This window comes from Streptomyces sp. NPDC002671 (assembly GCF_053592475.1).
Map to the genome: position 1 here is coordinate 186,138 of NZ_JBSFVU010000012.1, position 13,829 is coordinate 199,966.

General features: G+C 72.3%; 14 protein-coding genes and 1 pseudogene. 10 read left to right on the plus strand and 5 right to left on the minus strand.

The features are described from left to right. The first annotated feature begins 45 nt into the window (after positions 1-45). The 4 genes from ACWD35_RS20675 to ACWD35_RS20690 all read left to right on the plus strand — a co-directional run bounded on the left by ACWD35_RS20675 (position 46) and on the right by ACWD35_RS20690 (position 2,999). Positions 46-426, plus strand: a complete 381-nt coding sequence (locus ACWD35_RS20675; protein ID WP_451352733.1) for a BlaI/MecI/CopY family transcriptional regulator — start codon at positions 46-48, stop codon at positions 424-426. Continuing rightward, the gene (locus tag ACWD35_RS20680; RefSeq protein ID WP_451352734.1) at positions 423-1,352 is read left to right on the plus strand and encodes a M48 family metalloprotease; all 930 of its coding nucleotides are present in this window, start codon (positions 423-425) and stop codon (positions 1,350-1,352) included. Before ACWD35_RS20675 ends, ACWD35_RS20680 begins: the two co-directional genes overlap by 4 nt. Before the next feature lie 130 nt (positions 1,353-1,482). After that, on the plus strand, positions 1,483-1,878 hold the full coding sequence (locus ACWD35_RS20685; protein WP_451352735.1) for a VOC family protein: 396 nt from the start codon (positions 1,483-1,485) through the stop codon (positions 1,876-1,878). 41 nt (positions 1,879-1,919) lie between these two features. Beyond that, entirely contained in the window at positions 1,920-2,999 is a 1,080-nt protein-coding gene (locus tag ACWD35_RS20690; RefSeq protein WP_451352736.1) for an adenosine deaminase, read from the plus strand. On the opposite strand, the gene ACWD35_RS20695 is transcribed toward ACWD35_RS20690, so the two are convergent. The 3 genes from ACWD35_RS20695 to ACWD35_RS20705 all read right to left on the minus strand — a co-directional run bounded on the left by ACWD35_RS20695 (position 2,981) and on the right by ACWD35_RS20705 (position 6,163). Next, entirely contained in the window at positions 2,981-3,496 is a 516-nt protein-coding gene (locus ACWD35_RS20695; RefSeq protein ID WP_451352737.1) for a mycothiol transferase, read from the minus strand. The two genes, ACWD35_RS20690 and ACWD35_RS20695, sit on opposite strands and share 19 nt — an antisense overlap. Before the next feature lie 158 nt (positions 3,497-3,654). Further along, the gene (locus ACWD35_RS20700; RefSeq protein ID WP_451352738.1) at positions 3,655-5,106 is read right to left on the minus strand and encodes an FAD-dependent monooxygenase; all 1,452 of its coding nucleotides are present in this window, start codon (positions 5,104-5,106) and stop codon (positions 3,655-3,657) included. Between the two features lie 145 nt (positions 5,107-5,251). Continuing rightward, positions 5,252-6,163 carry a LysR family transcriptional regulator gene (locus ACWD35_RS20705; RefSeq protein ID WP_451352739.1) on the minus strand — a complete coding sequence of 304 codons (912 nt, stop codon included), beginning with the start codon at positions 6,161-6,163 and terminating at the stop codon, positions 5,252-5,254. Positions 6,164-6,273: 110 nt separating this feature from the next. On the opposite strand from ACWD35_RS20705, the gene mgrA reads away from it, so the two are divergent. Next, positions 6,274-7,266 carry an L-glyceraldehyde 3-phosphate reductase gene (mgrA, locus tag ACWD35_RS20710; RefSeq protein WP_451352740.1) on the plus strand — a complete coding sequence of 331 codons (993 nt, stop codon included), beginning with the start codon at positions 6,274-6,276 and terminating at the stop codon, positions 7,264-7,266. Between the two features lie 55 nt (positions 7,267-7,321). Here the strand turns inward: mgrA and ACWD35_RS20715 are convergent, their stop codons facing one another. Then, positions 7,322-7,723, minus strand: coding sequence for a nuclear transport factor 2 family protein (locus tag ACWD35_RS20715; protein WP_451352741.1), 402 nt, complete (start codon positions 7,721-7,723; stop codon positions 7,322-7,324). A 322-nt stretch (positions 7,724-8,045) separates the two neighbouring features. Here ACWD35_RS20715 and ACWD35_RS20720 point away from each other — a divergent pair, with 322 nt between their 5' ends. The 3 genes from ACWD35_RS20720 (at position 8,046) to ACWD35_RS20730 (ending at position 10,096) form a co-directional block, all read left to right on the plus strand. Beyond that, positions 8,046-8,456, plus strand: a complete 411-nt coding sequence (locus ACWD35_RS20720) for a hypothetical protein (protein ID WP_451352742.1) — start codon at positions 8,046-8,048, stop codon at positions 8,454-8,456. A 183-nt stretch (positions 8,457-8,639) separates the two neighbouring features. Then, positions 8,640-9,134, plus strand: a complete 495-nt coding sequence (locus ACWD35_RS20725; protein ID WP_451352743.1) for a hypothetical protein — start codon at positions 8,640-8,642, stop codon at positions 9,132-9,134. Further along, entirely contained in the window at positions 9,134-10,096 is a 963-nt protein-coding gene (locus ACWD35_RS20730) for a serine/threonine-protein kinase (RefSeq protein ID WP_451352744.1), read from the plus strand. The genes ACWD35_RS20725 and ACWD35_RS20730 overlap by 1 nt, the downstream gene beginning before the upstream one ends. A gap of 10 nt (positions 10,097-10,106) precedes the next feature. On the opposite strand, the gene ACWD35_RS20735 is transcribed toward ACWD35_RS20730, so the two are convergent. Next, positions 10,107-11,390 carry a streptophobe family protein gene (locus ACWD35_RS20735; protein ID WP_451352745.1) on the minus strand — a complete coding sequence of 428 codons (1,284 nt, stop codon included), beginning with the start codon at positions 11,388-11,390 and terminating at the stop codon, positions 10,107-10,109. Between the two features lie 199 nt (positions 11,391-11,589). Between ACWD35_RS20735 and ACWD35_RS20740 the strand changes: the two are divergent. Continuing rightward, positions 11,590-12,861, plus strand: a pseudogene (locus ACWD35_RS20740) (DUF6777 domain-containing protein); the annotation flags it as partial. Between the two features lie 491 nt (positions 12,862-13,352). Further along, positions 13,353-13,805, plus strand: coding sequence for an ATP-binding protein (locus ACWD35_RS20745; protein ID WP_451352746.1), 453 nt, complete (start codon positions 13,353-13,355; stop codon positions 13,803-13,805). Positions 13,806-13,829 lie beyond the last annotated feature (24 nt).

Below are 13,829 nucleotides of genomic sequence, written 5' to 3' on the forward strand. Positions count from 1 at the left end.
CGGTCATCCGATGCCGTGGACCAGGACGGAGTGAGGAACGTTCCCATGACCGAGGCCAAGGACGAACGCCGGCCGGCCGGTGAACTCGAAGCGAGTGTGATGGCCGCACTCTGGGCCGCCGGTGCGCCCCAGACGCCCGGCCAGATCCAGCGGAGCCTCGGCGCCGGCCTCGCCCGCACCACGGTCACGACGATCCTCGCCCGGCTGCACGACAAGGGCGTGGTCGAGCGGGAGCGGCACGGCCGCGGCTACGCCTACCACCCCGCCCGGGAGGCCCGGGACGCCCAGGGCCTCACCGCGCGCCGGATGCACAGCGAACTCGACCGCGACAGCGACCGTGAGACGGTCCTGGCCCGCTTCGTCGCCCAGCTGAGCCCCGACGACGAACGCATCCTGCGCGACCTGCTCGAACCCGACGACCGATGACCGCACTGCTCCTGCTGCCCCTGCTGCTGCCGTTCGCTCTCCCGGCGCTGGCCCGGCGGGCCCTCGACCGGCTGGCCCCGGTCGCCGCGCTGTGGGCCGTCACCACCTGTGCGGTCGTCCTCGCGGGCTCCTCGCTGGCCGCGCTCGGCGCGTTCGTGCTCACCGGGCTGCTCCGGCTGCCCCTCTTCGCCGCGCTCGGCGAGCTGGTCCACCCGCTGCACACAGCCTCCGCCCTCTTCATCGTGCCCGCCGCGGCCGTCTCCGTCGGCGCCCTCGCCGTGGGCGGCTGGACCCTCGTCCGCTCCGTGCTGCACCAGACCCGCGCCTTCCGTGCCGCCCGCACGGAGGCCGGGCGCGGACCCGCCGCCGGTGACCTGTGCGTGGTGGACTCGCCCCGCCCGGACGCGTACGCCCTGCCCGGCCGCCCGCACCGGATCGTCGTCACCACCGCGATGCTGCGCAGCCTCGACGGCCCCGAGCGGGAGGCACTGTTCGCCCACGAGCGGGCCCACAACGAAGGCGGCCACCACTACTTCCTCGCCGCCGCCGAACTCGCCGCCCACTGCCACCCCGCCCTGCGCCCGGTCCGCGACACCGTCCGGCTCGCCGCCGAGCGGGCCGCCGACGAGGCCGCCGCCGCCCTCGTCGGCGACCGGCGCCTGGCGGCCCGCGCCATCGCTCGCGCGGCTCTCGCCGGGCAGTCCGCCCGCTCCGCCCGCCCCGACTTCGCCGCCGCCGCGACCACCGGCCCCGTCCCGCAGCGCGTCCAGGCGTTGCTGGCCGCCCCACGCCGCCCTCACCGGACCGGCCGCCTGATCGCCGCTCTGCTGCTCGCCTGTACGGCCGTCTCCTGCGTGGCCTCCGTCACCGGAATGGCCGACTTCCATCACCGGGTCGAGGTCGCCCAGGGCGACGCGAGGCCCTGACCAGGGCGCACCCCGCCGCCACGTCCACAGCCCGCTCCCACCCCACGCGGACGCGCGTAGACCAGGGACTGGCGCCTGCGTAGTTTTACGTATAACCTCACCCGCTAACCACCTCCACCGGAAGGTCCCGATGCGACGCGTTGCCCTGGTCGCCCTCGTGGTCGACGACTACGACGAGGCGATCCGCTTCTACACCGAGGCCCTCGGATTCCGGCTGGCCGAGGACGCGCCCCGGCCGGACGGCTCCCGCTGGGTCGTCGTGGAACCCGGTCCGGACAGCACCGGCACCGGCCTGCTGCTCGCCCGCGCCAAGGGCGACGAACAGCGGGCCCGGATCGGCGACCAGACCGGCGGACGCGTGGGGTTCTTCCTGCACACCGACGACTTCGCCCGCGACCACGCCCGCATGACGGCCGCCGGCGTGACCTTCCTGGAGGAGCCGCGACACGAGCCGTACGGCACCGTCGCCGTCTTCCAGGACCTCTACGGCAACCGCTGGGACCTGCTCCAGCCCGCCACCGCCTGAACCACTGCCCACCCCGCACCACCTGCCGAGGAAGCACGCCCATGACCGCGCCCCGCATCGACATCGAGACCCTCCGCCGGCTCCCCAAGGCCGTCCTGCACGACCACCTCGACGGCGGCCTGCGCCCCGCCACCGTCGTCGAACTCGCGGCTGCGGTCGGCCACACCCTGCCCACCACCGACCCGGACGAGCTGGCCGCCTGGTACTTCGAGGCCGCCAACTCCGGCGACCTGGTCCGCTACATCGCCACCTTCGAGCACACCCTCGCCGTCATGCAGAACCGCGAGGGCCTGCTGCGCGTCGCCGAGGAGTACGTCCTCGACCTCGCCGCCGACGGCGTCGTCTACGCCGAGGTGCGCTACGCCCCCGAGCTGAACACCCAGGGCGGGCTGACCCTGAACGAGGTCGTGGAGACGGTCCAGGAGGGCCTCGCCGCGGGTATGGCGAAGGCCGCGGCCGCGGGCACCCCGGTCCGGGTCGGCACCCTGCTGTGCGGCATGCGGATGTTCGGCCGGGTCCGCGAGGCCGCCGACCTGGCCGTCGCCTACCGCGACGCCGGTGTCGTCGGCTTCGACATCGCCGGTGCCGAGGACGGCTTCCCGCCCGCCGACCACCTGGACGCCTTCGAGCACCTGCGCCGCGAGAGCGTGCCGTTCACCATCCACGCCGGTGAGGCGCACGGCCTGCCCAGCATCCACCAGGCCGTGCAGGTGTGCGGCGCCCAGCGCCTCGGCCACGGCGTGCGCATCACGGAGGACATCCCCGACCTCGCGGCCGGCAAGCTCGGCCGCCTGGCGTCCTGGGTCCGCGACCGCCGGATCGCGCTGGAGATGTGCCCCACCTCCAACCTCCAGACCGGCTGCGCCACCTCGATCGCCGAGCACCCGATCACGGCCCTGAAGGACCTGGGCTTCCGGGTCACCCTCAACACGGACAACCGTCTGGTGTCCGGTACGACGATGACCCGCGAGATGTCCCTGCTGGTCGAGGAGGCCGGCTGGACCGTCGAGGACCTGCGCACGGTCACGGTGAACGCTCTCAAGAGCGCGTTCATCCCGTTCGACGAGCGAAACGCCCTCATCGAGGACGTGGTCCTGCCGGGTTACGCCGCCGCGCTCTGAACCAGCCCCTTGAGGTAGGCGGCCTGTCCGACGTGCTGAAGGTCGTCGGACAGGACGCTCACCAGGCGCACACCCAGGGTGACCGGCGGGTCCCAGCGCACGTCCACGATCCGCTCCAGATCCTTGGCGGCGAGGGTGCGCAGGGCGCCGAGCGTCTGCTCGTGCACGGCGTCGTAGTACTCGGCGAGCGGGCCCGCCGACTCGACCCGCACCTTCGTGACTTTGGCGGGATCGTGACCGTAACCGGTGTCGTCGCGCGGCAGGTCGAGGCCGAAGCGCTTCTGCCAGCCCTGGGAGAGCCACACCTGGTCGAGGTCGAAGGCGTCGGCGATGTGGTCGTCCTGTACCCGGGTCAGGTGCCAGACGAGCCAGGCGATGGAGTTGGAGTCGGGGGCCGGGCGGGCGTGCAGCTCGGCCGGTCCGAGGCCGTCGAGGGCGGCGTGGACTTCTTCCTGGATGCGGCCGTAGCCGTCGATGAGGATGTCCTTGGCAAGCATGGCTCCACCATCGCGCATCGCCGTGATCCGTGCGTGCGGAATGCGCCGCCTGCCGTCCGCTCGCACTTCGGACAGTGGTAATCGGGCGTCAGATACACCCCGGCGTTCTGTCAGAACTGTCTCGCCGAACGCCGGGGCATCTGTTCATTCGTGAGAGATCAAGCTGCCTTGAACCAGGCCTCCAGCGCTTCGTACAAGCCATCGTCCGTGGTGCCCTGCCAGGCGACATAGCAGTCGGGCCGGAGAAGCAGTGCGGTGTCGAGCTCTGGGACGGTCACGGTGTCGACGTGCGACGCCCAGACACCCGCATCGAGTTTGCCGGTGGGGTCCAGAAGGAGCGGGCGGCCGGTGCGGGTCAATTCGCGCAGGCCCGGCAGGTCCGGCGCCCATCGGCCGACGAGCGGTCCGGTCGCCGGCGCCATGTCGTAGGTGATGTCCGCGCCGGACAGCAGACTCGCAATGTGCTGCCGTGTCGCAGGCTGAGCGAGCAGCTCGCCGAACAGTTCACGGAACGCCGTCACATCACTGCCCGGGCCGATCAGCAGTGACTGCGACTGAGTGCTCATAGCGACGCGCCGCGCCACGGGGGATCGCTCCGACTCGTAGGTGTCCAGCAGACCCTTCGGCGCGTGGCCGTGCAATTCCGCGGCCAGCTTCCAACCGAGGTTCACCGCATCCTGCAGGCCCAAATTGAGCCCCGGGCTGCCGATCGCCGCGTGCACGTGCGCGGCGTCACCGAGCAGGAACACGCGGCCCGCGCGGAATTGCGACGCGACCCGGGTGTTGCCGCCGACCAGCCGCCTCATCAGGTGTGGTCCCGGTCCGGTCGGCGGGTGGAGCGGCAGGTCCGCGCCGAGGACCCGGGCGGCGCTGGTCCGAAGCTCCTCAAGTGAAACCTCACCCTCGGCCGGCTGATCCCACTCCGTTGTGCTGACCATCGGATCGCCCGGGAACGGTGCCCAGGTGATCATGCCGCGTTCAGTGCGCGTGTGTCGAAACGGCGCTAGGACACCGAAACCGGGTACGACCAAGCCGCCATCAGCACCGACCATCTCCGAGGGCACGCTCACGTGTGCAGTGCACATCACCGAGGCGTCCGTGGTCACGCCGGGGAACTCGATGCCGGTGAGCTTGCGGACCGTACTGTGCCCGCCATCGGCGCCGACCAAGAAAGCCGCCTCCACCGACTCCCCCCCGCGCAGCTCGACCGTCACCGAGTCTTCGCCCTGCGTCAGGCCGGTGACCTCGTGGCCGCGGCGGACCTCGACGCCCAGTTCGGCCGCGCGCTCAGCGAGCATCTGCTCGACCTTTTGCTGCGGCACCGTCAACGTGTAGAGCGGGTTGTCCGGCAGGTCGTTCAGGTCGAGGGGGAACGCGCCGAACACGAAACTGGGCGCCGGCTCGGGTGTGGCACCAGGTGTGGTCAGCCGCTCGTACATTCCGCGCCGGTCGAGCATGCGGACGACCTGGCCGACTAAGCCTTGCGCACGCTGCTCGCTGGACGGTTCGGTGAGGCGTTCCAGGACGAGGGGGCGCGCGCCGGCAAGGGCGAGTTCGCAGGCGACCATCAGGCCGTTGGGCCCGGCGCCCGCGATGATGACGTCGATCATGGGGAGATTCCTTTTCCGGGCAGGGGACATCGGCCCGACCGCCCGCCGGGCTTTCCGTCCGCAATGGGTTGCTGTGGATTGCTAGGGGGGTGGCGAACCCTCCGCGAATCAGGTGGGGGGCATCTGTTATCAGGTGTACAGGAGCTCAGTGGAGTCGCAGATGAGGATGAGAAGAGACCGCATGTGTCGCGAGAAGGGTGACCAGGGCGCGGGCCGCCGGGCTGGTGGCCCGCTCCGGCGGCAGCAGGGCGACGGTCTCGTACGCGGCCTCGTCCGTGTCCGTCAGCGGGAGCGCCGTGAGCGTGGGCCGCTTGTGCCGGAAGTGCCGGGGGACGACCGCGATGCCCAGGTTTTCCTCGACCAGGTCGAGGAGACCGTGCACGTCGTTGACCTCCAGCGCCACCGTCCGCCGGACCCCGGCCGCGGCGAAGGCGGCGTCCGTGGTGCGGCGCGGGCCCCAGTCCGGCTGGAAGTCGACGAAGACCTCCCCGGCCAGGTCTTCCGGCGTGAGCACGGCGCCGGCCGCGGCCAGGCGGTGGCCGCTGTGGCACAGCACGGTCATCGGCTCGCTGGTCAGGGACACCGAGCGCAGCTGGTCGGAGTCCGCCTGCGTGCGGTACGCGAACGCCAGGTCGAGCCGGCCCGCCGCGACCTCCTCGGCCAGCGCGCCCGAACCGGCCTGCCGCAGCCGGATCTCCACGTCCGGGTGCCGGCCCCGGAACGCTGCCAGCAGCCGCGCCACATGCACCCCGGCGATGCACTGCTCGGTGCCCAGCGCCAGCGTGCCGCGCAGCACGCCCTGCACCGCGGCGACCGCCTCGTGCGCCGAGCGCACCTGGGCCAGGATCCGCTCGGCCTCCACCAGCAGCGCGCGCCCCGCCTCGGTCAGTGTCACCCGGCGGGTGGTGCGCACGAACAGGGGCGCCCGCAGCTCCCGCTCCAGCGCCCGGATGGAGGCGGACAGACCCGACTGGGACACCATCAGGCGTTCGGCGGCCCGGGTGAAATGCTGGTCCTCGGCGACCGCGACGAAGTGCTGAAGATGGCGCAGTTCCATGATTGAGAAGCCTATCCGCTGAATTCCATCGGATTCTCCTGTTGGACCGCTGCCCGGCTCCCGGGGAAAAGTGGACCGGTAGACCGTGTGCCAACCCCTCTGGAGTCGCGTTGTACACCGCACACCCCGACCGCTACGCCGACATGCCCTACCGGCGCACCGGGCGCAGCGGCCTGAAGCTTCCCGCGCTGTCGCTCGGCCTGTGGCACAACTTCGGCCCCGACCGGCCCGTCGAGACCCAGCGCGCCATCCTGCGCCGCGCCTTCGACCTCGGCGTCACCCACTTCGACCTGGCCAACAACTACGGCCCGCCGCCCGGCGCCGCGGAGTCCGCGCTCGGCGACGCGCTGAAGGCGGACTTCGCGCCGTACCGCGACGAGCTGGTCATCTCCACCAAGGCGGGCTATCTCATGTGGCCCGGCCCGTACGGCGAATGGGGCTCCCGCAAGTACCTGCTCTCCTCGCTGGACCAGAGCCTGAAGCGGATGGGCCTGGACTACGTCGACGTCTTCTACTCGCACCGCTTCGACCCGAAGACTCCGCTGGAGGAGACGATGGGCGCCCTGCACTCCGCGGTGCAGCAGGGCAAGGCGCTCTACGTCGGCGTCTCCAACTACTCGGCGCAGCAGACCCGGGAGGCCGCCCGCATCCTGGGCGAGCTGGGCACTCCGCTGCTCATCCACCAGCCGCGCTACTCGATGCTCGACCGGCGCCCCGAGGACGAGGGCCTGCTCGACGCGCTGGACGAACTCCAGGTCGGCTCGATCGCCTACTCCCCGCTGGAGCAGGGCCTGCTCACCGGCCGCTACCTCGACGGCATCCCCGAGGACTCCCGGGCCGCGAGCGACAGCCCCTTCCTGAACTCGGACGCCGTCACCGAGGACCTGGTCGGCCGGCTGCGCGCCCTGGACGAGCTCGCCAAGTCCCGCGGCCAGACCCTGGCTCAGCTCGCCCTGGCCTGGGTGCTGCGCGGCGGCCGGGTCACCTCCGCCCTGGTCGGCGCGAGCAGCGCGCGGCAGATCGAGGACAGCGTCGGCGCCATCCGCAACCTCGACTTCGACGCGGAGGAGCTGGCGCGCATCGACGCGCTCGTGCGGCCGTAGGACGGCAGGTGGGGGAGGAGGGCGTGGCGCCCTCCTCCCTCTCTGCGCCCGCGCCTCAAACGCTGACCGGCACCCGGTCCAGGAACCCCAGCACCTGCCGGATCCGGCCCTCCTCGTCCAGTGTGACCACGTCGAACCCGGCGACCGGCGCCGAACTTCCCCCAGAGGGGGTACCCCCAGCTTCGTTCACCAGCTCCCAGGCGAAGCGCGCGGTGTCGTGGTGTCCGTCCACGATGCCGAGCGGCACGAACACGAATCCCGGGAACTGCTCGTGGACCGCCGCGATCACGGCCGCGATCTGCTCGTGCCCGCGGACCTCGGCGAGCGGGTCGGTGTAGCCGCCGTCGGCGGTCCAGGCGGCGGCGACCGCCTTGGCGATGGCTTCCGGCTGGGTGGCATTCCAGGCCTCGAAGTAACGGGCGGCGGCGCTCTCGTAACGGTCGGTGTTCACGGTCATGGTGAATCAGCCTCCATCGAGGAAGTATCTGCTGGTCAGGAGCCGGATCTGAGGGTTCGTCGATCCGGTGTGACCACCATGCCCGAGCCCCGCGGGGCCGGTCGATTACCTCTCGCGTAATCACGGAAGCCCCTGTCACGCCCGTACAGCCGGTGCATTCTCGGTCAGAACGGGCGGTGAATATGCCAGGAGTGTGGCCGGAAAGTCATGGTGACAGTGTTTCGGGAGTGTCGATACTCGAACGCCAGGGGCACTTCACCGGACAGGAGCCGCACAGGAATCGGGCCTGGTCGGCGCACAGCGAGGCGACGGGGGAGTGATCGTGCACGACGAATTCCTGTGCCATGTCACCGCGTACGGCATGGCCGGCGGACGGCGCATCGGCGTACCGCTCGGCACGTACCGGGCACCGACCCTGGCGCTGGCCCTGTGGTGGCTGCGCGACCGGGCGTCCTGGATAGCCGAACGGCTCGATCCGGCTCCCGAGGGTGCAGTCTTCCCGGCGGGCGCGCTGGTGCCGGTCGCCGACACGGTCGCCGACGTCCCCGCGCTGCTGCGGGCCTGGTGCGCCGACGACGTCCGGCAGGAGCTGGTCGCCGACGAGTTATCGGGCGGGCGACTGGTGCGGATCGCCGCGAGCGACGACACCACCGAGTACGAACTGCTCGCCGAGTCCATCGACGCGTTGCGTATGCAGCGCACCCTCCCGGCACTCGTCGTCCCCGTGGCCTGACCGGCGTCACCGGCTCCGCCCACGCAGGCGCACAGGTGAGCGAATCGGTAGAATTCTGGCCATGGCGGAGCGTCCGGTGACCCCGACAGCGCCCGAACTCGTCGAGGCAGGCGCCCGATGACAGCTGCGCGAACACCGACGGGCCAGGGATTCCGCCCCACCCATGTGGTCCCACCCCATGGCATGCCCGCCTGGGAGGCCCCCGACCCGGCCCGGCCCACCCTTCCCCTCGACCCCCTGCTGCCGGTGCAGCTCGTGGAGCGGCTCGGCGACTGGGGGCACATCTGCTGCGCCAACGGCTGGGCCGCCTGGGTCGACAGCCGTCAGCTGGTCGCCGTACCCCAGGACCCGCCCGCCGCCGAGGGCACCGACGCCGCCGCCGACCCGCTGCCCCTGCTGGCCCGCGCCGAGCAGGCCCTGGCCGAGTACCGGGCCGCGGTGGAGGAGCTGGCGGCAGGCGACCTCGACGGGGAGACCTTCGAGAGCCGCACCCAGGGGCTGCGCATCGGGCTCGTGGTCGACGGGGAATCCCTGTGGGTGTACGACCCGGAGGAGGGGAAGTGGGCGTACGGCGACGGGCGCCGGCTGAGCACCTACGCCACCGACCGGGCGGTCACAGGCGCCGACGATCCCGGGCACGCCCCGACCCGGCTGGTCGCACCCGAGGGTGAGCGCTGATGGCCGGGCAGACGAGCCTGTTCTCCGGCCGGCCCTCCGAGCTCGTCGGCCGGAAGGTGGCGAACTACCTGGTCGAGAGCGAGGTGGGGCGCGGCGGCATGGCGGTCGTCTACCGCGCCCGCGATCTGCGCCTGGACCGGACGGTCGCGCTCAAGCTGCTCGCCCCGGAACTCGCCCGCAACGACACCTTCCGGCAGCGCTTCACACACGAGTCCCGGGTCGCCGCCGCGATCGACCACCCGCACATCGTGCCCGTCTTCGAAGCCGGCGAGACGGACGGCGTGCTGTACATCGCGATGCGGTACGTCTCCGGCAGCGATCTGCGTCATCTCCTCGACGAGCACGGCCCGTTGGCGTTGCCGGACGCGGTCCGGATCGCCGCCCAGGTGGCGTCCGCGCTGGACGCCGCCCACGAGCACGGCCTGGTGCACCGGGACGTCAAGCCCGGCAACATCCTGGTCGCCGAGGGCACCGACAGCGACCACCCCGAGCACGTGTACCTCACCGACTTCGGGCTGACGAAGAAGTCGCTGTCCCTGACCGGGTTCACCAGCGTCGGGCAGTTCGTCGGCACCCTCGACTACGTCGCCCCCGAGCAGATCTCCGGCCGCCCCGTCGACGGCCGCTGCGACGTCTACGGCCTGGCCTGCGTCGTCTACGAGACCCTCGCCGGCCGGCCGCCCTTCCAGCGCGAGGACGACATGGCCCTGCTGTGGGCCCACCAGTACGACGAGCCGCCCCCGCCGAGCGAGGCCCGCCCCGACCTCGGCCGGGCCGCCGACCCCGTGTTCGCCAAGGCCCTCGCCAAGAGCCCGGACGCCCGCTACGACACCTGCCTCGACTTCGTCGCCGCCCTGCGTGCGGCCATGATCCCCGGCTCTGCATCCGCCGCGGCGGAGGGCCACCCGGCGCCCCCGGCCCCTCCGCCCCCGCACTGGGCGGAGCCCGTGTTCCACGAGTGAGACACGGCCCTCATGGCGTGCGTGTCGCGACGAGGCGCCGTACCGGCAGGGCCAGCAGGCCGCCCAGGAAGCCGGCGGCCAGCCCCCACAGTGCCGCGAGGCCCACCGCCTGCCACAGCTGCGGCCTGAGGAAGAGTTCCCCGGTCAGGCCGCCGCCCAGGTTTCCGATGCCGAGCAGGGACAGGCCGTAGTGCGCCGAGATCCGGCCCACCAGGCAGATCATGAGGACGGCCAGGGCGAGCGCGACGGCCAGGTGCAGGGCGTGCTGCCAGATCCGGACGCCGGCCGGTGCGCGTACGGCCATCTGGACGGCGACCGCGAGCAGCAGCACCGCGGCCGTCACCACGAGCCACCACCACCGGCCGTCGTGGGCGGTGAGCGTGCGCAGGTTCAGCGCGGAGACGTCCGGGGTACGCAGGATCTCGTCCAGCACATGCGGCACCGGCAGCCCGAACGGGCCCGCCACGCGGCCGTGCCAGGTCGCGCCCAGGCCCAGGGTGAGCGCCAGCCACGCCAGATTGGGCAGCCCGAGCAGGATCACCGCGAACGTCGTGGCCGGGTGCCCGCGCGTCGCCGCCGTCACCAGCGCGATGGCCAGGGCGACGGCGACGTAGGCCAGCAGCAGGACCACCATCGCGTGCGCGGCCGGGCGCACCGACTCCTGGAAGCGCAGCAGCCGGCCCGGCAGCGGTGCCCCGCGCGCGACCAGCAGGGCCAGCAGCAGCACCCCGGCAAGCCACAGCAGCCCGAACAGCACGCTCAGCGGCACGTCCGTGGTGAAGCCGACCCGGGGTTCGGCGGAGAACAGGCCGGCGATTTCGGCGAGGGTGCCGCTGCCCACATCGACGGCGAAGGTCTGCCGGGCGCCCAGGGCCAGGCCGATCAGCACGAGCAGCCACAGCCCCGCGATCCGGGCCGCCCAGCCCGCCAGCTCGCGGGCCGAGGCGACCGCCCGGTGCCGTAGCGGCCGCAGGAAGCCCGCGCCGATCGCCAGGGCACCGGCGAGGGTCACCGACAGCGGGATCACGGTGAGACCGGCCTGCGTCCGCGCCAGAGCGCCCGCGTTTCCGGAGAGTTCGATGCTGCCGCCGACGGAGGTGACCACGGTCGCGGCGACCACCCGGGGAAACGCCCCGTCCGGCAGGCCCGTCGCTCCGGCCGCCCACAGGCCCAGCGCCGCCACCAGCACCATGACGGCCAGCCCGGTCAGCACAGCGGCCACGGCCTGTGCCCAGCCGTGGCGGGCGACGGGCGCTGCGGGGGCGGGCGGCACGGGGACGGTCGGAGGGCTCACCCTTGCCACGCTAGGCAGCCTCGGCGGACCCCGCCGGGCGGGTCGTCCGCGTCGGCTTGCGAGCCCCACCCGATCGGAGCACACAATAGGCACGTGGCGCATTAAAATGCGCCACACGTGAGTTTCGTCAGAAAAGCCGCGCATTGCGACGGGGTCTTTCTCCGAGACAGGCCGCGCATCGCGACGGGAATGAGTGCTCGTGAGCGTCGAACCTCCGTCATCGGGCCGCCCCACCGGGCCGCCCTCCGGCCCCCTGTCGGGATCCTCCAAGCCCCCCGCCGGTCCGCCGCCCTCCGGCGGCGGGGCCGCGCCCGGAGGACCGCACCAGCCGTGGTGGAAGTCCGTGCCACGCGTCGCCGCGTTCTCGGCCGCCCTGGTCGCGGCCGTCGTCCTCGCGGTGGTCTTCACCCGCCCGAACGGCGGCAGCTCCGCCAAACGCGGCGAGGTCTTCCTGCAGGCCGCGAGTAGCACCGGCCAGGACCCCTTCACCAAGTCGACGGTCACCAAGTCGGCGGCGAAGGAGAGTTCGGCTCAGCCCCCGGTCTCCACCCAGCCCCCCGGTTCCACCAAGCCCCCGGGCTCCGTCCAGCCCCCGGCTTCCACCCAGCGCCAGGGCTCCGCCCCGGCTGCGCCCTCCGTCCCGGCCAACGAGGTACGCGGGGTACAGGGCGGCGTGCCCGGCCTGTACGCCGGCACCCAGCGCGTCTCCGCGTGCGACGTCGCAGCCCAGATCAAGGCTCTCCAGGCCGACCCGGCCAAGAGCCGCGCGTGGGCCTCCGCGGCCGGTGTCGCCCCCTCCAACGTCTCGGCCTACCTGCGCTCGCTCACCCCGGTGCAGCTGCGCGCGGACACCCGCGTCACCAACCACGGCTACCGCAACGGCTCCGCCACCGGCTACCAGGCCGTCCTCCAGTCGGGCACCGCCGCCCTGGTCGACGGGCACGGAGTGCCCCGGCTGCGCTGCGCCTGCGGCAACCCGCTGACCCCGCCGGTCGCCCAGCGCACCACGCCCCGGGCGACGGGCGACCACTGGGCCTCGTACCGGCCGGCGAACGTCGTCGTCGTCACCCCCGCGCCGACGATCATCAAGGTCTTCGTGATCTACGACGTCCACCACGACGACTGGTTCCACCGCTACCGGGGTGACACCGGCCACCACGACCGGCACACCCGGCCGCCGGCGGACCAGCACCCCTGGATACCGCCGAACCCCTGCGCGTCCACGCCGGGTACGACCGGGATGCCGGGCTCCCGCCAGACGCCCTGCCCGTCGACGTCGACCTCGGGCAGCCGCAGCCCCTCGTCGTCCTCGTCCAGTTCATCCAGTTCGTCCAGCTCTTCGTCGTCCTCCTCTTCGTCCTCGTCCTCGTCCACCTCGCCGTCGAAGTCCTCTTCCTCTTCGTCGCCGTCCTCGTCCTCTTCGTCGCCTTCGTCCTCGTCCTCGTCGCCGTCCTCTTCGGCGTCCGAGTCGAAGTCGTCGCCACCCGAGTCGAAGTCCTCGTCGCCCGAGTCGAAGTCGTCGTCGCCGGAGTCGAAGTCTTCGTCGCCCGAGTCGTCGTCGAGCTCGCCGTCGTCCGAGTCGCCCACCGCGCCGTCGCCGTCGGTGTCGTCGGAGTCACCGACCTCGGGCCCTCCGTCGTCGGAGACGACCACGTCCGCGCCGTCGTCCTCGGAGCAGTCCTCGGAGCAGCCCTCCCAGGGCTCCCCGCCCGGGCCGGCGATCCCCGAGACGACCGGCGGGGCCCCGGAGACCTCCGGCGCCCCAGTGGGGCCGCAGCCGCCGACCGGCGAACAGCAGTCGTGAGCGGGCGTACGCTCTCTTTCGGGACGCCCCGGACGGCGTGACGATTGCCACTGTGCGCGCTCGGCGAACGCGGCGGGGGACTGCCGGGCCCGGGTCGGGGTACGAGGACTGGAGCAACAGCCGACGACCGGACGGACCGGGCTTACGAGAGAGACAGCATGACCGAGCACCTGGGCGGGGCAGTGATACCGACTGGTTTCGACGTACCCGTGGAGCCGCTGCGACGCGCGGCCCACTACACCGGCGAACCCGGATGCATCGCCGAGGCGCGCGCCTTCGCGGCCCACTTCCTCCAGCAGCTGCGCACCGAGTGGTGCGCCACCATCGACAGCCGTGCCGACGGCGAGCTGCTGCTCGTCGTCAGCGAACTGGTCACCAACGCGGAGCGGCACAGCAACGGCCCGTACATCCTCGACCTGGAGGGCACGGACTCCGCGGTCACGGTGGCCGTGTACGACAGCAGCTCCGCCCTGCCTCGCGTCTTCCCGAAGGACCCCGAACGTGTGGGGCGGCACGGACTGGAGATCGTGCACGCCCTGGCCGCCGAGGTCACGGTGGAGCGGGTGCCCGTCGGCAAGCGGATACGCGCACGCGTCGAGCTGAGCCGCTGAGCGAAGGCGGGCTGCTTCCAGTCC